A 20983-nucleotide genomic window follows, 5' to 3' on the forward strand; every position below is an offset into this window, starting at 1 on the left:
CAGGTCATGGGGGTATCACGGATCGAGATACCTGCCCCGGGGGGCGCGGCAGCGCGGTGGTTACGAGGGGATGGCCTTTTCACCGATCCATGCCGTGCCCGGCCACTGGCCGCTGGCGACGAGTTCGCGCGCGCAGTCCGCCATGACCACCCGCGTGGCCAGCGCGGCGGGCGAGAGCTCTTCGTCCGGCAGGCTGCACAGCAGGTTCACGCGGCGCGCGGGGGCGTCGGTGAGCCGCGCGCACTGAAAGCGCTCCGCCGCATCCGGGTAGCGGCCCATGGCGGCCCAGGGCTGCACGGTGGCGCCCAGGCCCGCGTCCACCGCGGCCATCACCATGGCCAGCGAATCCACCTCCAGCACCACATGCGGCGCCACGCGGTCGCGCGCGAAGGCGGTGTCGAGCGTGCTGCGCAGGCCGTGGGGCCCCGTGGGCAGGATCAGGGGCTCGCCCACCAGTTCGGCCACGGCGAGGGTCTCGGGCAGCCGCCGGCCGCCGGGGTTGCCCGGCCCCTGGCGGGCGCAGATGAGGAACAGCGCTTCCTCCAGCAGCGGCGCCATCTCCCAGCGCCGCGTGCCGGCGCCCTGCCGCGCCTGGTGCAGGCGGGTGTCGAACAGCACGGCCAGGTCCAGCTCGCGGGCATTGAGCATGGCCGTCAGGTGGCCCGACATGCCCTCGACCATGTGCAGCCGCACGTCGGGGTAGCGCGTGCGCATGGCCTGCATCAGCGGCAGGCCCAGCACGCTCGACGTGGTGGGCGCCAGGCCCACGGTCACGCTGCCCGACAGCCGCGCCTGCTGCGCCGCGCGCACCGCCTGGTCGGCATGGCGCAGGGTGAGCTGCGCCTCGCGGAAAAAGGCCAGGCCCGCCTCGGTGGGCGCCACGCCGCGTGGCGTGCGCTGCAGCAGGCGCGTGGCCAGCTCGCCCTCCAGCCGCGTGACCTGCTGGCTCAGCGCGGACTGCACCACGTCCAGGTCCAGCGCCGCGCGGCTCATGGAGCCCAGCTCGACGATACGCACGAAGTAGCGGAGTTGTCTCAGTTCCATAGTCCGTTCTTGCGGGCCCGTCCCGCCACCATGTGATGGGGGATGTTCGCACACCGCCAAGACCCCATCGCTGTGCGCAGGGGCCGCAAAAAATACAATCGGCCCGATGACAGCAACCAAAAAACAGCGCGTCGTCGTCGGCCTCTCGGGCGGCGTGGACTCGGCCGTGACCGCCCACCTGCTCAAACAGCAGGGCCACGAGGTGGTCGGCATCTTCATGAAGAACTGGGAGGATGACGACGACAGCGAATACTGCTCGTCCAACATCGACTTCGTGGACGCGGCCGCCGTGGCCGATGTGATCGGCATCGAGATCGAGCATGTGAACTTCGCGGCCGACTACAAGGACCGGGTGTTCGCCGAGTTCCTGCGCGAGTACCAGGCCGGCCGCACGCCCAACCCCGACGTGCTGTGCAACGCCGAGATCAAGTTCAAGGCCTTCCTCGACCACGCCATGCGCTTGGGCGCCGAGAAGATCGCCACCGGGCACTACGCCCGCGTGCGCCAGAACCCGGACACGCAGCTGTTCGAGCTGCTCAAGGGGCTGGACCCGTCCAAGGACCAGAGTTACTTTTTGCACCGCCTGAACCAGGCGCAGCTGGCCAAGACGCTGTTCCCCGTGGGCGAGCTGCACAAGACCGAGGTGCGGCGCATCGCCGAGGAGATCGGCCTGCCCAACGCCAAGAAGAAGGACTCCACGGGCATCTGCTTCATCGGTGAGCGGCCGTTCCGCGAGTTCCTGAACCGCTACATCAGCCATGCGCCGGGCCCCATCCAGGACGACCGGGGCCGCACCGTGGGCAAGCATGTGGGCCTCTCCTTCTACACCCTGGGCCAGCGCCAGGGCCTGGGCATTGGCGGCATCAAGGAGAAAGGTGCCCAGCGCGGCGGCGGCGAGCATGCGCCCTGGTTCGTGGCGCGCAAGGACCTGGCCAAGAACACGCTGCGTGTCGTGCAGGGGCATGACCACCCCTGGCTGCTGTCGCACGCCCTCGATGCGCAGGACGCCAGCTGGACTGCGGGCCACCCGCCGGCACCGGGGGGCTACGCGGCCAAGACCCGCTACCGGCAGCAGGACGCCGCCTGCACGGTGGTCCGTGCCGAAGGGGCGGATTTCCGGCTTGCATTTGCGCAGGCGCAGTGGGCGGTCACGCCCGGCCAGAGCGCGGTGCTGTACGACGGGGACGTGTGCCTGGGCGGCGGTGTCATCCAGGCGGCTACAAGTTGAAACACCTCGCCCCGGGTGGTGCCGGCGGTCGGTGACCAGGCTGTGAATAAACACAATTTCACTATTTGTATTGACTATTGATTTTTTATAGTCAATAGTTGTTGTGATTTTTCTGTGGCGTCGTACCCACAGACATCGGCACAGAGGCCGCCGTTGAATGAAGTTGACCTTTGGATTGCCACCAGAAGGCGCATTCCTTGGGGCAAGCCTCCTAAAATCCACCGGAAACTGTTTGAAACCACATGTATCAGAAGGTGCATGTGCCCTTTCCTCCTGTCCACCCCGCGAAGGCCGTTGAACCGGGCCGATGCTTGACCGTGTGCATGCCATGTCCCCAACGGCTTCCTTGCCTGCCAGTCCCGAGATCACCCAACACCTCGTCCAGCAACAGTGCGCCGTGCAATGGCGGGGCTTTTTCCAGGCCCTGGCGGCGGAGTTCGCGGCGGCACTGCCGCCGGAAGACCTGCGCGCGCTGATGTTCCGGGTGGGGGCGCGGTTTGCGGCAGAACACCCCCTGCCGGCCTGCGCCACCCTGGATGAGCTGCAACGCGGCATGACCGCCGTGTGGGAGCGCATCGACTGGGGCTGGGTGCGTCTGACGCAGGAGGCCGCGCAGCTGGACATCCGCCACAGCCTGTCCCCCGTTTCCGCCGCGTTCGGGCCCAGCCATGTGCTGTGGTCTGGCGGCTTCCTCGAAGGGGTCTACCAGGCCTGGTTCGAGCAGGCGGGGGCTGGCCAGCTCAAGGTGGTGCAGGTCGCCCCTGCGGATGCCTGGGGAGGCGTGCATCTCCAGCTGGCGCGCTGAGCCCTGCGGGTTTCGGTTTTCTACGATTTGGCATTGGCGGTGACCCGTGAAGAACTCAGACGACATCGTGAACCTCTTCCAGCAGTTCGGGGCCAAGGCCGACCCTTACCAGGAGTTGGCCCGCAAGCAGGAGCATCAGCGGTCCAGTGAGCGCTGGCCCCTGGTGTCTGCCGTTCGGGGGGCCGTGGGCGACGATGTGCCTGCCGTAAACCGCCACGTGGGTGCTGCAGTGCAGGCGCCTGCACCCCGGCCACAGCCTGGGCCGGCCCCCACGCCTGCCGCCCCGCCGGCGGCCACGTGGCCGCAACCCACGGACTGGGTGCCGCGCGCTGCACCGCAGACCCCGGCCCCGGACATCCTCGCGCCGATGGGGGCATCTGCGTCCCCGCCTGCTCCCGCGCCGGTGACTCCTCAAGCCTCCCGCTCCCCCCTGGCCAGCCTGGCCGGCCTGCATGCGGGGACAGGGCTGGCCCTGCGCGACGAGCCCGCGCCGCCCCAGGCCGCACTGCCCGCAGATCTACCGTCGGTTTTCGCACGCCTGGCGGGCGACGCGCCCCCCCGGCCGGCCGCAGGCTGGCAGCCTCGCAAGGGCCATCCATGAAAGTGATTGCCATCGTGTCGGCCAAGGGGGGCGTGGGCAAGACCACCCTGACCGCGAACCTGGCCACGGCGCTGCATCGCCAGGGCGTGGCGACGGTGCTGGTGGCCGACCTGGACCCCCAGAACGCGCTGGGCCTGCATTTCGGGGCCGATCCTGCCTCCCTCGCGGGCATCTCCCGCGCCAGCCTGGAGGGCGAAGGCTGGGGCTCGGTCTGCGTGCAAAGCCTGGCGGGGGTGCATGTGCTGCCCTACGGCGTGGTGAACGAGGCCGACCGCGTGGCCTTCGAGCGGCACCTGGACGCGCACCCGGACTGGCTGGCGCAGCAGTTGCACAGCCTGGACCTGCCGCAGGATGCGGTGGTGTTCATCGATACGCCCCCCGGCCCTTCCGTCTACATGCAGCAGGCGCTGACGGCCGCCCAGGTGGTGGTGGTGGTCAGCCTGCCCGATGCGGCATCGTATGCGGCGCTGGCCCTGATGCAGCGCCTGGTGCACGCCTACTGCACGCCGCGCCCTGATTTTTCCGAAACGCTGTACGTGTTGAACCAGGCCGACGGAGCCCGCCAGCTGTCCAAGGACATCAAGCGCGTGATGCAGGACAGCCTGGGCGCGCGCTTGATCGGCGTGGTCCACGAAGACCAGGCCGTGCGCGAGGCGCTGGCCTATGACCAGAGCGTGCTGGAGTACGACACGCATGGCCAGGCGGCCGACGACCTGCGCAAATGTGCGCAGGTGCTGGCGCAGCACCTGGGCCTGCGGCTGGCGGGAGGCGCGCCATGAGCGTGGACCAGCGCCCCCAGGCCGACGAGGTTGCCGACGCGGATTCCCACAGCCCCCAGGCGCACTGGCGTACCGTGGTGCATGCCATCACGGGGTGGGCGCTCTGGACGCACCCCATGGCCCGGGTCGCGGCCGTGGTGTTCAGTGCGCTGCTGATGGGGCTGGTCATCAGCGTGCCGCTGGACCTGGAGGGCCAGATATTCTTCTCCGTGGGCTCGTTTGCGGCGGCACTGCTGCTGAGCAAGACCCCGGGCCGGCTGTCCACGCTGGCCATGATCGTGCTGTCGATCTCGGCGTCGTCGCGCTACATCTACTGGCGCTTCACGGACACCATCGGCTTCACCCACTGGATGGATGCGGCCTTTGGCTACGGGCTGGTGCTGGCCGAGCTGTATGCGTTTGCGGTGTTGCTCATCGGATACTTTCAGACCGCCTGGCCCCTGCAGCGCCGCCCGGTGCCCATGCCCGCCGATGTGAGCACCTGGCCCAGCGTGGATATTTTCATCCCCAGCTACAACGAGCCCCTGGAAGTGGTGCGCCAGACGGTGTTCTCGGCCATGAGCCTGGACTGGCCCGCCGACCGCCTGCATGTGTATGTGCTCGACGACGGCCGCCGCACCGAGTTTCGCGAGTTTTGCGAAGAGCTGGGCGTGGGCTACCTGATCCGCGACAACAACCACCATGCGAAGGCCGGCAACATCAACGCGGCACTCCAGGTCACGCACTCCGAGTACATCGCGATCTTCGACTGCGACCACATTCCCACGCGCTCCTTCCTGCAGGTGTGCATGGGCTGGTTCTTCAAGGACACCAACCTGGTGATGCTGCAGACGCCCCACGTCTTCTTCTCGCCCGACCCCTTCGAGCGCAACCTCGACACCTTCCACCGCATGCCCAACGAGGGCGAGCTGTTCTACGGCATCGTGCAGGACGGCAACGACCTGTGGAACGCCTCGTTCTTCTGCGGCTCCTGCGCCATCATCCGCCGCAAGGAGCTGCTGGAAGTGGGCGGCATCGCCGTGGAAACCGTGACCGAGGACGCCCACACCGCGCTCAAGCTCAGCCGCCTGGGCTACAACACCGCCTACCTCGAAGTGCCGCAGGCCGCCGGCCTGGCCACCGAGAGCCTGTCGGGCCATGTGGGCCAGCGCATCCGCTGGGCGCGGGGCATGGCGCAGATCGCGCGCACCGACAACCCGCTGTTCGGCAAGGGCCTGCATTTCGGCCAGCGGCTGTGCTACCTGAACGCGATGCTGCACTTCTTCTATGGCTTGCCGCGCCTGGTGTTCTTGACCGCGCCGCTGGCCTACCTGTTCTTTGGCGCGCAGGTGTTCCAGGCCACGGCGCTGATGATCACCGCCTATGCGCTGCCCCACCTGGCCCACGCCAGCGTGACCAACTCCCGCATCCAGGGGCGCTTTCGCCATTCGTTCTGGAACGAGGTGTACGAGTCGGTGCTCGCCTGGTACATCATGCGCCCCGTGCTGGTGGCGGCCATCAACCCCAAGCTGGGCAAGTTCAACGTGACGGCCAAGGGCGGGGTGATCGAGAAGGCGTACTTCGACTGGACCATCGCCCGCCCCTATGTGGTGCTGCTGATGATCAACCTGGTGGGCATCGCGGTCGGCATTTGGAAGCTGTTCTCGTCGGACGGCGATGAGACCACCACGCTGGTCATCAACATGGTCTGGACCGTCTACAACATCATCCTGCTGGGGGCCAGCGTGGCCGTGGCCAGCGAGACGCGCCAGATCCGCGGCACGCCGCGCGTGGCGGCCAGCCTGCCGGCCGTGATCCGGTTCGAGAATGGCCGCACCCTGGTGTGCAAGACCGAAGACTTCTCGCAGCATGGCCTGGGGCTGGCGGTGCCGCCAGAGAGCGACATCCCCATGGGCAGCCGCCTGTCGGTGTCGCTGTTCCGCTCGGACGAAGAAGGCGTCTTCCCGGCCATCGTCACGTTCAGCGGCAAGGGGCGCCTGGGCGTGAAGTTCGACAACCTCAGCCTGCACCAGCAGGCCGAGCTGGCGTCGCTGACCTTTGCGCGCGCCGATGCCTGGGTTGCCACCTGGGGCACGGGCCAGCGCGACAAGCCGTTGCGCTCGCTCAAGAGCGTGATCGTGATCGGATTCAAGGGCATGGGGCAGCTGACGGTCTCCGCCGTCAAGTCCCTCAAGCCCCGCTGAACCGGCCTGCGGACCGCTTCGCCCTCCCTGTTTCCTGAGACTCCACACCATGATTTCCAAAAGACATCCGACAGCGCGGCTGCCGCGCAAGCGCATGCTGCCTGCCATGCTGGCCTTGGTTCTGGCAGGGACGGCCGCGCCCGTTTCGCAGCTGGCAGCCGCTCCCGCCCCCGCAGCGGCCCCGGCGATGGCCGCCGTGGCCGCACCGGCCGAGAGCGGTGTGCGTGTGCACCGCACCAGCTTCAAGGACCTGGGGGCGCTGTTCCCGCTGCAGCTGCGCGGGGTGGAGGGCACCAGCGGCGTGGCCTTCAGCGTGCGTGGCGACGAGGTGGTGACCGGCGCCCGGCTCAAGCTCAACTACTCCTATTCGCCTGCGCTGCTGACCAACCTGTCGCACATCAAGGTGCTGGTCAACGAGCAGGTCGCGGCCACCATCCCCGTGACCACGCAACAGGCCGGCGAGAGCCTGCAGCGCGAGATCAGCATCCCGCCGCGCCTGATCACCGAATTCAACCGGCTGAACCTGCAGCTCATCGGCCACTACACGATGGAATGCGAGGACCCGCTGCACTCCAGCCTGTGGGCCAACATCGGCAACGACAGCGTGCTGGAGCTGACGGTGGCGCCCGTGGCGCAGACCAACGATCTGGCGCTGCTGCCCCAGCCCTTCTTTGACCGCCGGGATGTGCGGCCGCTGGAACTGCCCGTTGTGTTCAATGCCGCACCCAATGCGGGCACCCTGCAGGCCGCAGGCACGGTGTCGTCCTGGTTTGGCGCGCTGGCGGGTTTCCGGGGCGCGAAGTTCCCGTCCCTCATCGGCGAGCTGCCCGCGCGCGGCAATGCCGTGGTGATGGTGGCCGGCCGGGCGCAGGCGCCTGCGGGCCTGGCGTTGCCGGAGATCCAGGGCCCCACGGTGGCGGTGGTCAGCCACCCCGCCGACCGCAACGGCAAGCTGTTGCTGGTCATGGGCCGCGACGATGCCGAGCTGGCGGTCGCGGCCAAGGCCGTGGCGGTGGGTTCCTCCACCCTGTCCGGCCCGCTCGCGCGCATCACCGAGGTCACCGAGCTCAAGCCCCGCAAGCCCTACGACGCCCCCCACTGGCTGGCCAGCGACCGGCCCGTGAAGTTTGGCGAGCTGGCCGAGGCCCAGGCGCTCAACGTGTCCGGCTACGCGCCCGACCTGATCCGCGTGAACTTCTTCCTGCCGCCCGACCTGTTCGGGTGGCGCCAGAAGGGCATCCCGGTGGACCTGCGCTACCGCTACACCCCGCGCCCGAACGCGGACAAGTCCACGCTCAACATCAACGTGAACCAGCAGTTCCTGCAGTCCCTGCCGCTGCGGGCCGTGAACCATGAGGAACCGGGCACGCTGGACCGCCTGCTCACCAAGGTGCTGCCCCCGGGCGAAACGGTGCCCGAGCGCGAGAAGTTCCACATCCCGCTGTTCAAGCTGCCGGCCCAGTCGCAGCTGCAGATGCACTACTACTACGACGTGGTCAAGCAAGGCGCCTGCAAGGACGTGCCGCTGGACAACGTGCGGGGCTCGGTGGAGGCCGATTCGACCATCGATATCTCCGGCTTCCCGCACTTCATCGCCATGCCGGACCTGGCCGCGTTCGGCAACGCCGGCTTCCCGTTCACGCGCATGGCCGACCTGTCGGAATCGGCCGTGGTGATGCCGGACAAGCCGGGCGTGCAGGAGCTAGGCACCTACCTGGGCCTGATGGGGATCATGGGGCGCGTCACCGGGTTTCCGGCCCTGGGCGTGACCGTAGCCCAGGCCCAGCAGGTCGATCGCCTGGGCGACAAGGACCTGCTGGTCATCTCCTCCGGCGGCGGCAACCAGCCCTTGCTCAAGCAATGGGCCGGCTCCATTCCTGCGGCGCTGCAAGGCGATGCCAAGAGCTTCCAGGTGGCGGACCTCGCCCACCGCGTGCTGCGCTGGTGGGGCTTTGAGGAAGAGTCGGGCACCCGCGCGCGCCGCAACCAGGTGGCGTTCTCCAGCACCAGCACGGACGCTTTCATTGCCGGGTTTGAATCGCCCCTGCGCACCGGCCGCAGCGTGGTGCTGGTGGCCAGCAACCAGCCTGCGGGCCTCACGCAGGTGATGGACGCGCTGCTCGATGCCGACGCGCTCACCAAGGTGCAGGGCAGCACCACGGTGATCCGGGGCAAGCAGGTGGACAGCCTGGTGGCCGAGAAAAACTACCATGTGGGCCAGCTGGGGCCGCTGCTGTATGCGCAGTGGTTTCTTTCGCGCAACCCGCTGCTGCTGATCCTGCTGGGGGTGTCCGCCGCCGTGCTGGTGGCCATCATCCTGTACCTGTCGCTCAGGGCGCGCGCACGGGCCCGGCTCAAGCAAAAGGGCTAGCAGCAGGGCTGGTGGGCAGGCGCTGAGCGGCCCCCGGCTCTTTCAGAATCACGCAACACATTCCGGGCCGCCAGGGCGGCCGGGAGCCTCGCAGGGAGAAGGAAGGCATGTCCTCCAAACGCCGTCGTCACCACCACACACTCGCCATGGGCCTGCTGGCCTCGCTGATGGCGCCTGCTGCGGCCTGGGCGCAGACCGGGGCCGAACAGACCCTGCTGGACCAGGGCCAGTACTGGCAAGAGCGCGGCGATACCGAGCGCGCCGGTGAGGCCTGGCAGAAGCTGCTGCGCCTGAACCCCCAGAACGCCCAGGCCCTGTATGGCATGGCGCTGGCGGAACTGAACGCCCAGCGCCCCGAGGGCGCGCAGCGCTACCTGACGCAGCTGCAGGCCGCCCACCCACGCAGCCCGCTGGTGAGCCGGCTGCAGGAATCCATCCGCACGGGGCGCAGTGCGCCCCAGATCGAGACCGCGCGCCAGCAGGCCCGCAGCGGCCAGGCCAGCCAGGCGCTGAGCACCTACCAGGCTGCGCTGGGCGAGCGCCCTCCCACCGGGCCGCTGGCCCTGGAGTACTACCAGACCCTGGGCGCCACCGCCGGCGGCTGGGACGAAGCCCGCCGGGGGCTCACCCGCCTGGCGCAGGAGTCGCCCGAAGACCCGCAGATTGCACTGGCCCTGGCGCAGCACCTGACCTACCGCGAATCCACGCGCCGCGACGGCATTGCCCAGCTCGCACGCCTGGCCGGGCGCTCCGATGTGGGCAAGGCCGCCACCGAGAGCTGGCGCAAGGCGTTGGCCTGGACGGGCAACCGCTCGGCCGACATCCCGCTGTACCAGGAGTTCCTGCGTGCGAACCCTGGCGACACGGCCGTGCAGACACGCCTGGCCCAGGCCCAGGCCCTGCAAAAGCAGAGCCAGGCGGCCAGCCGCCCCGTGGCGACAGACCCGCTGCGTCTGCGCACCACCGCCGGGTTCCAGGCGCTGGAAGATGGCGAACTGGACGCGGCAGAAGCCGCGTTCCTGCAGGTGCTCGAAACACGCCCCAGCGATGGCGACGCCTTGGGGGGGCTGGGCATCCTGCGGCTGCGTCAGGAGCGTTTTGCCGACGCGCGCGGCCTGCTGGAGCGGGCCTCGCGCGCCGGCTCGGCCGCCCGCTGGAAGCAGGCGCTGGACAGCGCCACCTACTGGAGCCTGGTCGAGCAGGCCACCAGCGAACGCGAGCGCGGCGACACCGCTGCCGCGCGCCGCACGCTGGAGCAGGCCGTGCGCCTCAACCCCGCAGAAGCGACGGCCGAAACCGATCTGGCCGACCTGCTCGTGGAAGCCGGCCAGTACGACGCGGCCGAAGCCGCCTACCGGCGGGTGCTGGCGCGGCAGGCCGACAACCCGGACGCCGTGCGCGGACTGGTGGGTGTGCTGGCGCAGAACAACAAGGCCGCCGAAGCGCTGGCCCTGGTCGAGAAGCTCTCGCCCTCGCAGCAGGAAAAGGTCGGCGCCCTGGGCCGCCTGCGCGCTGCGCAGGCGCTGGGCCAGGCCCGGGCGGCCACGGAGCGTGGCGACACCACCGCCGCGCGCGTGGCGCTGGAAGATGCCCTGCTCAACGACCCGGCCAGCCCCTGGGTGCGCCTGGACTTGGCCCGCCTGTACCTGCGCATGGGCGCCGTGGCCGAAGCCCGGGGCGTGATGGACGGCCTGCTGCTGTCCAACCCCCACATGCCCGAGGCGCTGTATGCCAGCGCCTTGCTGGCGTCCGAAGCCAGCGACTGGCCCAATGCGCTGGCCCTGCTCGACCGCATTCCTGAAAAGCACCGCACGCGCGACATCGCGGCACTGCAAAAGCGCGTGTGGGTGCATGTGCAGGCCCAGGCCGCTGCCGCCCTGGCGGTGGAAGGCCGCCGCTCGGAGGCGCTGGCCACCCTGGCCCAGGCGGAATCCTTTGCCACGCAGGACACGGAATTGTTCGGCGCGCTGGCCCTGGCCTACGCCGATGCGGGCGAACCCCAGCGCGCGCTGGGCATGGTGCGCCAGGTGCTGGCACGCACGGCCCGGCCCGACGTGGGCCTGCGGCTGCAGTACGCGGCCACGCTGCTCAAGACCCAGCAGGACGTGGAACTGGCCGGCATCCTGCGCCAGCTGCAGACGGCGCCCATGAGCGAACGCGAGCGCCGCAGCTTTGCCGACATCCGCCGGGCCTACATCGTGCGCCAGGCCGACGGCCTGCGCGAAGCGGGCGACCTGGTCGCCGCCTACGACACGCTGGCCCCGCTGCTGGCCGAGCAGGCCGAAGACCCCCCGGTCATGGCGGCCCTGGCCCGCATGTATGCGGCCAACAACGACTACGCCCCGGCGCAGGCGCTGTATGCGCGGCTGCTGGAAAAGTCGCCCAACGACCTTTCCCTGCTCCTGCAGACCGCCGCCATGGCCACGGGTGCCAAGGACTACGGCTATGCGGAGTCGCTGCTGTCCGTGGCGCTGGCGCGCGCACCGCGCGACCCCGAGGTGCTGACCGCTGCAGGGCGGCTCTACCGCGTGCAGGGCAAGAACACCAAGGCCACCGAATTCTTCACGGCGGCCGTGGCGGCCGAGAACGCCCAGCGCGACGCGGTGCTGGCCGCCAGCGGCGTGGCCGCCGGGCCCGCGCGGTCGGGCAACCCGTTTGTCCAGCGGGCCGGTGGCCTGCAGCGCACGGGCGGCGGGCTGGCGGTGCCGGGGGCTGCGAGTGCCGGCGTGGCCCGCTCCCCCGTGGGCTACACGCCCATGCAATATGCGCCCCAGCCCGTGGCGCGCAGCAGCAACAACAACGTGCCATCGGGGCTCTACATTCCAGACCCTGCAGGCGCCAGCCGCTTTGCCCCGGCATCCCAGGCGCTGGTCCAGGCGCCGCCGATGACGCCCGCCAGCTACTACCCCGAGGCCGCCAGCCCGGCCGCAGCGCCATCGGCCGCGCCGGCCGGCACCGCCCGCAGCGCGGCCACGGCGGGGCGCGCAACGGCACCGCTGGCACCGCGCCAGGCCCCGGCGTCGGCAAGCCCTGCCATGGCAACCGCTCCCGTCTCTGCGCCTGCAGCCGCTTATGTGCCTGCGGCCTTGCCCGCACAGCCAGCCGCCGCTGCGGCCGGGTACCTCACCCCGGCGCAAGCCTATGCGGGATATGCCGGCGTGCAGCCGCCTGCCCAGCCTGCGCAGCGCATGCCGGTGGCCCCGCAGCCCTCCGCCTGGGCCACTGCAGGCACCCTGGGCACTGTGCCCGACCCCGCACGGCCGCGCACGGTGCGCGACGAACTGCGCGAGGTGCAGCAAAGCCAGATCTCCACGTTCTCCGTGGGGGTCACGGCCCGTGCGCGCCAGGGCGAGGCGGGCATGAGCCAGCTGTCCGAGATCGAGGCCCCGGTGCAGCTCAAGATGAGCGTGGGCGACGGCCACCTGATCCTGGGGGTGACGCCCACGGGCGCCAGTGCCGGATCGCCCGGAACGCCCTATGGCACCCTGAGCCGCTTCGGCGGCGGCCCGGTCACGGCGCTCGACATGCCGCTGCGCGCGCCCGGTTCGCAAAGCGACAGTGGCATCGGGGTGAGCGTAGGCTATGAATCCGGCGGGCTCAAGGTGGACATCGGCACCACGCCCCTGGGCTTTGGCCAGGCGGACGTGACGGGCGGGGTGCGTTACCGCATGCCGCTCAGCGACGAGCTGACCATGGCCGTGGACTTGTCGCGCCGGCCCGTGAACGACAGCCTGCTGTCGTTCGCCGGGGCCCGCGATGCCCGCACCGGCGACCGCTGGGGCGGTGTGTCGGCCACGGGTGGCCGCGTGGACATGACCTGGGACGACGGCGAGCTGGGCCTGTATGGCTACGGCTCCCTGCACGGCATCACGGGCGAGCGGGTGCGCAGCAATGCGCGCGCCGAGCTGGGGGGCGGCATGTACTGGCATGTGCACCGCACCTCGAACGCCGACCTCACGGCCGGCCTGAGCTTCTCGGGCCTGTCGTACCAGCGCAACCTGCGCTACTTCACCGTGGGCCATGGGGGCTACTTCAGCCCGCAGCAGTTCATGTCCTTCGGCATCCCCGTCGAGTGGGCGCAGCGCAACGGCCGCCTGTCCTACCAGCTCAAGGGTTCGGTGGGCGTGCAGTACTTCAAGGAAGACGCCGCCCCCTACTTCCCCAACAGCCCCTCGCGCCAGGCCTCGGCGGTGCAGGCCGCCAGCGATGCCCTGGCGTTTGGCGAGACCGGCGCCACGGCCATCTACCCCGGCCAGTCGCGCACGGGCCTGGGCTACAACCTGGGTGCGGCCATGGAGTACCAGATGCATCCCCAGGTGTTCGTGGGGGGCCACCTGGCGCTCAACAATGCGCGCAACTACCGCGAATTCGCGGGCGGCCTGTATGTGCGCTATGCGTTCCAGCCCTACAACGGCTTGCAGGTGTTCCCGGTGAACCCGCTGCGCTCGCCCTACGGCAACTGAGCCAGGTCCGGGTTTTGGCCCGGTGGTCCCATGCAAAGAGAAAGGCCCGTTGNNCAACGGGCCTTTCTCTTTGGGCCTTCACCCCCGCGCCACGGGGGGACGCGCGGGGCGGGGGAAGGCTGCGGGGCCGGCCTTTACGGTGCGACCTGCTTGGCGCCCACAAACACCGTGCGTGCGCGTGTGCCGGCCACGGACAGGCCCGCCGTCAGAATGCGCAGGCCGGTCACATTGCCATTGGCATCAAACTGCGCCGATGCCGAGCCGGACTGCGGTGGGCCGGATGCCAGGCCGCAGGTGATGGGGGCATTGGGGCTCTTGAGGTAGCCAAAGGCCTCGACGCGGTACAGGTTCAGGCCGCTGCCCAGCTCGCCCAGGAGCTTGCCGGCCACTTCGCAGCCGCTGGACGTGAGGCCCGTGATCGCGCCATCGGCAAAGACCTTCAGCGTCGTGGTGTCCCCGCCAAAGCCGGCGCCTGCCATCTTGTAGGTGCCCACGATCAGGGCCGTGGTCGCGGCCTTGCCTGCGGGCAGGGCATACAGGGGGTCGGGCATGACGTTGAAACGCGTGGGGAAGCCGCCCGGCTGCGTGGGGTAGCTGAAGCTGCCGCTGAACAGGCTGGCGGTGCTGGAGCCGTTGCTGCTTTGCAAGGTGCCGTCGATCAGCACGCCTTCGTTGTAGGTGCCCGTGTTGCCCAGCAAGCGGTTGAAGAACACGCCGTCGCTGGCGGTGACGAAGCGGTTGTTCGTGGCATTGTTGTCATAGCGGATGAGGCGGCCATACAGCGCGTTGTGGTCCAGGCTGCTGTTGGTGTAGAAGAACAGGCCGCCATCCGGCAGCACGCTGCCCCAGACGGTGGTGTCGCCGATCACGCCCGTCGGCAGCGTGAGCGAACCCTGCCAGTTGCCCGCCACGGACAGCGGCGTGGCCGAAGGCGGCACCGTGGTGCGCGGGTCGGCAATGCCGTTGAGGGTGTAGGTGTTGTCGGTGCCCGTGGCATTGCGGGTGAACACCCAGATGCCGTTGGGCACCCCTGCGGCGTCAAACCGCAGCACGGCGATGCCCGACTGCTGGGTGCCGCTGGCCCCGCACGAGGTCGTGTCGCCGGAGAGGTTCAGCGTCATCGAGTACAGGGGCGAGCCCGCTGCGCGCGGCGTGGCCGAGCCCGTGGCCATGCAGCCGCCAATGCGGCCCGAAAGCTGGCCCTGGGGCGTGACCGTGAGCACCCAGCCGCCGCCGAACAGGCCCGTGCCGCGGTAGGTGCCCTCGATCAGGCTGGCGCTGGCGGTGTGGAAATTGAGGCTGCTGTACGCGAGCTTCAGCGGCACCGTCGCGCCCGAGGCGGCGGCGGTTTGCACCGGGTCGCTGTAGTTGCCGCTGATGGCGTCGGTGCGGCCGATCTTGCCGCTGTTCGAGGCCGTGCCGCGCAAGGTCAGGCCGGCGGCGAATTTGCCGTCCTGCACCGAGAAATACGTCACCCCGGTGGCCAGCACCGCCGTGACGTTGACATTCAGGCGCCCGTAGAGCGCATCAAAGCCCGCCGCGCCCGGGGCTTCGCGGGCGAGGTAGAACTCACCCCCCGTGCCCTGCGGGCCGGGATCGATGTAGCCCACCACCTGGCGCTGCGCTGCGCCGGTGCCCACGGTGCCTTCCCACACGCCACCCGGGTATTGCTGCACGCCCGGGGCGGGGCCCACGTCTTCGCCGTCGGAGGAGCCCCCGCCGCAACTGGCGAGCAGCGCCGCACAGGTCAAGGAAAGCCAGAAATATTTGCGCATGATGGACAAAAAGGAGGTCGATGGGTGATGGTGGTGGGTCGGGAAGCCGCCGTGGCGCACCCGCGCTGCACGGGGCGCCGCGCCTGGCACGCGGAAGCCGGAATGCCAGGTGACGGGCGCAGGGCCTGCAGGCCCCGCCACTGCCGTGGGCTCCCGAGCTGTGTCGAATTGTGCCAGCAGCGGACGCGGCAACGGCAGCTGTGCGGGGGAGCGCGTGGCGGTCAGACCCTGGGGCGGTGCCCAAAAGAAAAGACCAGGGCCGGTGCGGGCTCCTGGTCTTCGTGGGGGCGCGGGGCGCTCCTCGGCGGGAACGCGGACGGATGCGCCTCAATCGTCGTTGGTCGCCAGGCTGATCAGGATGCGCAGCACATACCAGAGCATCAGCGCAATCGACGCAAACAGGTGCAGTGCAGCGCCTGCGGGGCGGTCGGCGGGGTAGTCGTGGATGATGCGCGCGGTGTCATACAGCACGCAGGCGCCCGCGAACAGCACCATGATCCCCGAGAACCAGATGCCGAGCTTGAAGCCAAAGATGGCACCCGCCACGATGGTGCCCAGGGCGACCAGGCCGCCCACCTTGAGGATGCCGCCCAGGAACGAGAAGTCGGATTGGCTGGTGAAGGCTGTCCACGTGAGCGCGGCCACCAGCAGCAGGGTGATGAAGGCGGCGGCACCGATGGCGCCGGGCACCAGCAGCTGCGCGATGCCGAACATCGGGGCGAAGATCAGGCCTTCGGCCAGCACATACAGGCCCAGGCCCATGAGCTGGGTCTGCGGATTCTCGGCGTTGTCGGCCAGGTGGGAGGCAAGCCAGCCCACCAGCATGAAGGCGCCCATGACCCCCAGCCAGATGAACTTGTTGCCGCTGCCCATGAGCATCTTGGCGGCGGTGGTGGAAAAGCCGCTCAGCATCAGCACGGCCGACAGCACGACAAAAGCCAGGATGGCCACGCCCAGGTGCTTGTAGGTCGAGACGATGAAATCACGGCGCTCCATCGGAGCGCCGGCAGGGGTTTGCGGTGAAAGTGCGTTGGGGTTCATGGTGATGTCCTCCGTTGAAAAAGCGTGGTGCCACGCTGTTCGCGGGAGGGGTGCACCGGTGGCGCAGCCCCTCCCTCCCTCTTCTTCTTGAACTGTGGGGGGCATGGGGGGCAGGCGGTAGAACGCCCCGCCCCCCAGCGAGGCCGTGGCGGATTACGCCGCGGCCACCTGCAGGTTCTCGTCCGCCTGGCGCAGCCTGCGGTTGGCCCAGACCCCTGCGGCACCGACCAGCGTCAGCAGGATGGCGAAGATCCACATGCCGGCGCCGCTGAAGGACGCAGCGTTCGACTGGGCTTCCTTCAGCATGCGCTGCTTGGTGCTTTCGTAGGCGATGACGGGTTGACCGTTGGTAACAATTTCGTACGCGATGTCGCTGTCGCTGGCGTCGAACAGGGCCGTGATCTTTTCATCGATGAGGTTGCCGACCAGGGTGGACGGCGTGCCGTGGTCGATGCGCAGCTTGCGCTCGGCACCGCCGGCCTGGGGGGTGACCGTGATCTCGTAGTACTGCTTGGTGGTGCGGCGCTTGCGCTTGACCGTGACCTCGGAGGCGGCGGTCACGGTGCCGGCCAATGTTTCCAACTGCTCGCGGGGCTTGTAGGCGTGGTCGCCCTCGGCCTTCCATTGGCTCCAGACCGACATCCCGATCAGCCCCGGGCCGGCGATCAGCAGCAGCCACGCATACCCCGTAATGAAAATCAGTATCTTTCGGACAAACCCTGGCATAAAACTCCCTCCCTCTGTTGTTGCTGTGTTTTTGCCGCTGGCCCGGTGCTGCTGCCCAGGCTCTGTGGCGGTCGGCGTTTCTGTTTCCTTCTGTGCGAAATGAAACGCAATCCCGGATGATCTGCGACAGCGGCGTATCGATCGTTTCAAAATGTTGCGCGTAGCATGGATGCCGCATCCGTGGCGCACAAGACCTTGCCCGTCCAATGGAAATCGGGTAATAGCCGGTTCAAGATTTTGTCGGGGCTGGGCAGGACGCCCAGAAAAAAAGGCCTGCCCCCCGGAGGGAGCAGGCCTTCGCCCAACCAAAAAGCAGGGGGCTTTTAGAAGGGGATGTCGTCGTCCATGTCGTCAAAACCCGAGGCGGCGCGGGGCGCCTGGGCCGCGGGGGCCGGCGCGGGGCGTGGTGCGGGTGCGGGAGGGCGTGCCTGGGGCGCGGCGCGGCGGGGGGCCTGGTCGTAGCCGCCGCCGTTGTCACCGCCGCCGTAGCCACCGTCGTCATAGCCGCCGCCTTGCTGGCCACCGCCACCCTGGCCGCCACCGCCCATGCCCTGGCGGCTGCCCAGCATCTGCATCTGGTCGGCCCGGATCTCGGTGCTGTACTTTTCCACGCCGTTCTGGTCGGTCCACTTGCGCGTGCGCAGGCTGCCTTCCACGTAGACCTGCGAGCCCTTGCGCAGGTACTGGCCGGCGATTTCGGCCAGGCGGCCGTTGAAGACCACGCGGTGCCACTCGGTGGCTTCCTTCATTTCGCCAGACTGCTTGTCTTTCCACTTGTCGGTGGTGGCAATCGTCACGTTGGCCACCTGGTCGCCACTGGGGAAAGTGCGCATTTCAGGGTCGCGGCCCAGATTGCCGACGATGATGACTTTGTTTACGGATGCCATGGTGCTGTCTTTGCCTTCAAAGGGAAAAAGCGCCGGATTTAAGGAAGTTTCCGGGCGCCAAACGCGCCATTGTGCCGCAACCGGGAGGCAATGGAAGCCCCGGCGGCATGGCGCGGCCCCCGGTTCAGTGCCCGCCGCGCCCCACGGGCCGCAGGGGCCAGGTCAGCACCAGCCACAGGGCCGTGAGGGCGGTGGTGGCCGCAAACAGCCCGGGGGCGCCGGCCCATTTCACCAGCACGCCGCCCAGCGCACCGCCCGCAAACAGGCCCAGCGACTGCAGGGTGTTGTAGGTGCCCAGCGCCGCGCCGCGCAGCTGCGGCGGCGCCATGCGCGACACCAGGCTGGGCTGGCTGGCTTCGAGCGCATTGAACCCGCAGAAAAACACGAACAGCAGCGGCCCCAACACCCACAGCGTGGCGGGCTGGCCGCTGGCCGCCAGCAGGCCCAGCCCCGCCTGCACCGCCAGCACCAGTGCAATCGCCCCCAGCAGGGCGGCGCGCAGGCGGCCAGCGCGTTCCAGCGCAAACAGGCCGCCCATGGCCGCAAACGACAGCACCACGGCAGGCAGGTACACCTGCCAGTGCTGGTCCTTGGCCAGGCCCGCCTGCACCAGCAGGGCCGGCACGGCCACCCACATGGACAGCTGCACGGTGTGCAGCACAAACACGCCCAGGTTCAGGCGCAGCAGGTCGGGCTGTGTCCACACCTCGGCCAGCCGGCCCCGGGGGGCGTTTTGGTGCTGCGCAGGTTCAGGGGGCACCCACCACGCCACCACCGCCACACCGGCCAGCGCCAGCGCGCAGGTCAGCCCAAACAGCCCCGCCAGCCCGATGCGGGCCGTGAGCACCGGCGCCAGCACCAGGGCCACGGCAAACATCAAGCCAATACTGCCGCCCACCAGCGCCATGGCCTTGGTTCGCACGGCGTCGCGGGTCTGGTCGGCCAGCAGGGCCGTCACGGCGGCCGACACGGCCCCCGCGCCCTGCAGCGCGCGGCCCGCCAGCAGCCCGGTGAGCGAATCGGCCAGGGCGGCCAGCAGGCTGCCTGCCGCAAACACCAGCAGGCCCAGCACGATCACGCGCTTGCGCCCGAAGCGGTCGGACGCCATGCCCAGCGGCAACTGCAGCACCGCCTGTGTGAGGCCATAGATGCCCATGGCCAGGCCCACCAGCGCCGGGTCGTCGCCCCCGGGGTACTTGCGGGCTTCGAGCGCAAACACGGGCAGCACCAGGAACAGGCCCAGCATGCGCAGCGCAAAGATGAGGGCCAGGCTGACGCTGGAGCGGCGCTCCAGCGCGGTCATGGAGGTGGCGGGGGCGGGGGGCCGCGTTGCAGCTGCGGCTGACAGGGAGGAAGAATCCGGCACGGTGGTGCGCTAAGGCCCGATAAAGCAAAAGCGGGATTTTCGCCCATTGGCTCCCGGGTCCGCCGATCGGAGCCGACCTGGCGGCCCGGGCTTTCAGTTGGAGTCCTGTTTGGAGCGCCAGTCCAGCCACAGCATCCGGGCTGCGAGAGCGGCCAGAAGGCCCAGCGCCCAGGGGTTGTCGATGGGGGTGGGAATGTGGGAGCCATCGTGGGAGGTGGCGCCATGGGGGGTGTGGGGCCCCGGCGCCGGGGCGGGATGGGGCCTCCGGGCCGCCGGTACGCCCGGGGTGTACAGCAGGGCCACGGCAGTGGCTCCGGGGGGCGGCGCTGGCGGCGGGGCCTCGGCCCGGGCCCCCGCCGACAAGGCCGCGCCCAGGGCCGCCACGGCAGCCCAGGCCCGGAGGTGGGTGGGCGCGGCGGCCCACGGGGCGCGCGGGCGGGGCAGAGGAGGGGTGGCGTTGGGCATGGCGGCAGGTCGGATGCCCCGCCGCCGCCGGGGCTCGAACGGCGGTGGCGCGGGGACACCGCCAATGCTAGGGATGGCCCCTGGCCGTGGCTTGCCCCAGCGTTTGCGTTTTGTTGACCTGGTGTCCCACGTCCACGCCCCGCCCTCGCAACGGCGCGATGGGGTCAGCCAGTGTGGGCGCCTGCCCCTTGCAGACCCCGCACCCAGGCAGCGTACTCGGCGGAGCTGCCCTGCGCCGTGGGCAGGTGCGCCCCCTCTGCACCCCTGCCGCTGGGCGCCCGCACGTCCGACGGCGCGATGCCAAACGCCGCGCGGAAGGCCCGGCTGAAATGCGCATTGCTGGCAAACCCTGCCCGGGTGGCCACCTCGGCCACGCGCAGGCGGTGGTTGGCCGGGTTGGCCAGCGCATGGTAGGCCGCCAGCAGCCGACGCTGCTGCACATGGTGGGCCACCCCGCCCAGGGGTTCAAACAGGCGGTACAGCGCACTGCGCGAGAGGCCAAAGGTGCGGCACAGGGCGTCGGCGCTCAGGTCGGCGCCCAGGTGGCGGTGGATGTGCTGCTGGATGCGCTGCAGCGTTACCCCCTCGATCGCGCTCTGGGCGCCGTGCAGCGTACGGGCGCTGGGCCGCACGCAGGCCGCCAGCATCTGCACGCTGGCCCGCGCCACGGCGGGCGCATCGTCCAGCGCAATGCCCGGCAGGCGGCGCTGCAGCGACAGCAGGTGGTCGCTCAGCAAGCCGCCCAGGGCCGAGCCGCCGCGCAGCACCGTGCCGTGCAGGTCGGAGTCGCGCACCCCCAGGGCCTCGTGGAGCAGTTCGCGCGGCACGATCAGGGTCATCACATGCGAGGGGCGCGCAAAAGTGCGCAGGGTGCGGCCCAGATCCAGGATGGCGATATCGCCCGGGCGCACCTCGATGTCCGTGCCCCCGTCGCGCTGGCCCACGAAGCCGCCCGTGCGGTACCACTGCACCAGGTAGTGGTCGAGCCCGTCGCGCACCACCCGGGGCTGTGCGCGCAGGAATTGCTGCCCCGCAAAGTGCAAGTCGCCCACCAGCAAATGCCCCAGGTGGGTGGCCTGCACGGTGGCCTGGAACGCGGCGATGCCCTCCGGCGCCAGCGGTGCCACGTCAAAAACCACCGAAATGCTGTTGCGCCACGCCTCGAAGCGCGCTTCGCCGGCCTGCTGGTCGGTGGTGAACAGGGTGGAGGGCAGGGGCTGCGGGGTGGTCATGGCGCGCCCATTATGTG

The 20983-nt window shown here is 69.6% G+C and carries 15 protein-coding genes; 7 read left to right on the forward strand and 8 right to left on the reverse strand.

Going from position 1 to position 20983, the window contains the following annotated elements:
- Window positions 1-60: 60 nt before the first annotated feature.
- On the reverse strand, window positions 61-1044 hold the full coding sequence (locus tag DBV10_RS07470) for a LysR family transcriptional regulator (RefSeq protein ID WP_124512153.1): 984 nt from the start codon (window positions 1042-1044) through the stop codon (window positions 61-63).
- 106 nt (window positions 1045-1150) lie between these two features.
- Between DBV10_RS07470 and mnmA the strand changes: the two genes are divergently transcribed.
- The 7 genes from mnmA to DBV10_RS07505 all read left to right on the forward strand — a co-directional run bounded on the left by mnmA (window position 1151) and on the right by DBV10_RS07505 (window position 13474).
- Window positions 1151-2272, forward strand: a complete 1122-nt coding sequence (gene mnmA, locus DBV10_RS07475) for a tRNA 2-thiouridine(34) synthase MnmA (RefSeq protein ID WP_124512155.1) — start codon at window positions 1151-1153, stop codon at window positions 2270-2272.
- A 328-nt stretch (window positions 2273-2600) separates the two neighbouring features.
- Complete coding sequence (gene bcsD, locus DBV10_RS07480) at window positions 2601-3077, forward strand: cellulose biosynthesis protein BcsD (protein ID WP_233589841.1); 477 nt, start codon at window positions 2601-2603, stop codon at window positions 3075-3077.
- 46 nt (window positions 3078-3123) lie between these two features.
- Entirely contained in the window at window positions 3124-3678 is a 555-nt protein-coding gene (gene bcsP / locus DBV10_RS07485) for a cellulose biosynthesis protein BcsP (RefSeq protein WP_124512157.1), read from the forward strand.
- Window positions 3675-4457 (forward strand): cellulose biosynthesis protein BcsQ, encoded by a 783-nt coding sequence (gene bcsQ / locus DBV10_RS07490; protein WP_124512159.1) that lies wholly within the window; start codon window positions 3675-3677, stop codon window positions 4455-4457. The genes bcsP and bcsQ overlap by 4 nt, the downstream gene beginning before the upstream one ends.
- Window positions 4454-6640 carry a UDP-forming cellulose synthase catalytic subunit gene (gene bcsA, locus DBV10_RS07495; RefSeq protein ID WP_124512161.1) on the forward strand — a complete coding sequence of 729 codons (2187 nt, stop codon included), beginning with the start codon at window positions 4454-4456 and terminating at the stop codon, window positions 6638-6640. The genes bcsQ and bcsA overlap by 4 nt, the downstream gene beginning before the upstream one ends.
- A gap of 49 nt (window positions 6641-6689) precedes the next feature.
- A complete protein-coding gene (bcsB, locus tag DBV10_RS07500) occupies window positions 6690-9011 on the forward strand; it encodes a cellulose biosynthesis cyclic di-GMP-binding regulatory protein BcsB (protein WP_124512163.1) in 2322 nt (773 codons plus the stop codon).
- Between the two features lie 107 nt (window positions 9012-9118).
- Window positions 9119-13474 carry a cellulose biosynthesis protein BcsC gene (locus tag DBV10_RS07505; RefSeq protein ID WP_233589842.1) on the forward strand — a complete coding sequence of 1452 codons (4356 nt, stop codon included), beginning with the start codon at window positions 9119-9121 and terminating at the stop codon, window positions 13472-13474.
- 134 nt (window positions 13475-13608) lie between these two features.
- On the opposite strand, the gene DBV10_RS07510 is transcribed toward DBV10_RS07505, so the two are convergent.
- From DBV10_RS07510 to DBV10_RS07540, 7 genes are all read right to left on the reverse strand, one after another.
- Entirely contained in the window at window positions 13609-15249 is a 1641-nt protein-coding gene (locus DBV10_RS07510; RefSeq protein ID WP_233589843.1) for a hypothetical protein, read from the reverse strand.
- A 327-nt stretch (window positions 15250-15576) separates the two neighbouring features.
- Window positions 15577-16290 (reverse strand): Bax inhibitor-1 family protein, encoded by a 714-nt coding sequence (locus DBV10_RS07515; RefSeq protein WP_124512165.1) that lies wholly within the window; start codon window positions 16288-16290, stop codon window positions 15577-15579.
- 153 nt (window positions 16291-16443) lie between these two features.
- The gene (locus DBV10_RS07520) at window positions 16444-17016 is read right to left on the reverse strand and encodes a hypothetical protein (RefSeq protein ID WP_124512167.1); all 573 of its coding nucleotides are present in this window, start codon (window positions 17014-17016) and stop codon (window positions 16444-16446) included.
- A 323-nt stretch (window positions 17017-17339) separates the two neighbouring features.
- Complete coding sequence (gene ssb, locus DBV10_RS07525) at window positions 17340-17903, reverse strand: single-stranded DNA-binding protein (RefSeq protein WP_124512169.1); 564 nt, start codon at window positions 17901-17903, stop codon at window positions 17340-17342.
- A 124-nt stretch (window positions 17904-18027) separates the two neighbouring features.
- Window positions 18028-19206: an MFS transporter gene (locus DBV10_RS07530; protein ID WP_124512171.1), complete on the reverse strand. Its 1179-nt coding sequence runs from the start codon at window positions 19204-19206 to the stop codon at window positions 18028-18030.
- A gap of 156 nt (window positions 19207-19362) precedes the next feature.
- Window positions 19363-19734, reverse strand: a complete 372-nt coding sequence (locus DBV10_RS07535) for a hypothetical protein (protein WP_124512173.1) — start codon at window positions 19732-19734, stop codon at window positions 19363-19365.
- A 164-nt stretch (window positions 19735-19898) separates the two neighbouring features.
- On the reverse strand, window positions 19899-20966 hold the full coding sequence (locus DBV10_RS07540; RefSeq protein WP_124512175.1) for a helix-turn-helix domain-containing protein: 1068 nt from the start codon (window positions 20964-20966) through the stop codon (window positions 19899-19901).
- Window positions 20967-20983 lie beyond the last annotated feature (17 nt).

Source organism: Acidovorax sp. FJL06, assembly GCF_003852545.1.
Lineage (GTDB): Bacteria > Pseudomonadota > Gammaproteobacteria > Burkholderiales > Burkholderiaceae_C > Acidovorax.

What these genes read in the sequence shown, in the direction of transcription:
- DBV10_RS07470 (WP_124512153.1), bottom strand. Translation starts at nt 1,044, where the DNA reads ATGGAACTGAGACAACTCCGCTACTTCGTGCGTATCGTCGAGCTGGGC.
- DBV10_RS07510 (WP_233589843.1), bottom strand. Translation starts at nt 15,249, where the DNA reads ATGCGCAAATATTTCTGGCTTTCCTTGACCTGTGCGGCGCTGCTCGCC.
- DBV10_RS07540 (WP_124512175.1), bottom strand. Translation starts at nt 20,966, where the DNA reads ATGACCACCCCGCAGCCCCTGCCCTCCACCCTGTTCACCACCGACCAG.
- DBV10_RS07505 (WP_233589842.1), top strand. Translation starts at nt 9,119, where the DNA reads ATGTCCTCCAAACGCCGTCGTCACCACCACACACTCGCCATGGGCCTG.
- DBV10_RS07515 (WP_124512165.1), bottom strand. Translation starts at nt 16,290, where the DNA reads ATGAACCCCAACGCACTTTCACCGCAAACCCCTGCCGGCGCTCCGATG.
- DBV10_RS07535 (WP_124512173.1), bottom strand. Translation starts at nt 19,734, where the DNA reads ATGCCCAACGCCACCCCTCCTCTGCCCCGCCCGCGCGCCCCGTGGGCC.
- bcsA (WP_124512161.1), top strand. Translation starts at nt 4,454, where the DNA reads ATGAGCGTGGACCAGCGCCCCCAGGCCGACGAGGTTGCCGACGCGGAT.
- bcsQ (WP_124512159.1), top strand. Translation starts at nt 3,675, where the DNA reads ATGAAAGTGATTGCCATCGTGTCGGCCAAGGGGGGCGTGGGCAAGACC.
- mnmA (WP_124512155.1), top strand. Translation starts at nt 1,151, where the DNA reads ATGACAGCAACCAAAAAACAGCGCGTCGTCGTCGGCCTCTCGGGCGGC.
- ssb (WP_124512169.1), bottom strand. Translation starts at nt 17,903, where the DNA reads ATGGCATCCGTAAACAAAGTCATCATCGTCGGCAATCTGGGCCGCGAC.
- bcsB (WP_124512163.1), top strand. Translation starts at nt 6,690, where the DNA reads ATGATTTCCAAAAGACATCCGACAGCGCGGCTGCCGCGCAAGCGCATG.
- DBV10_RS07530 (WP_124512171.1), bottom strand. Translation starts at nt 19,206, where the DNA reads ATGACCGCGCTGGAGCGCCGCTCCAGCGTCAGCCTGGCCCTCATCTTT.
- DBV10_RS07520 (WP_124512167.1), bottom strand. Translation starts at nt 17,016, where the DNA reads ATGCCAGGGTTTGTCCGAAAGATACTGATTTTCATTACGGGGTATGCG.
- bcsD (WP_233589841.1), top strand. Translation starts at nt 2,601, where the DNA reads ATGTCCCCAACGGCTTCCTTGCCTGCCAGTCCCGAGATCACCCAACAC.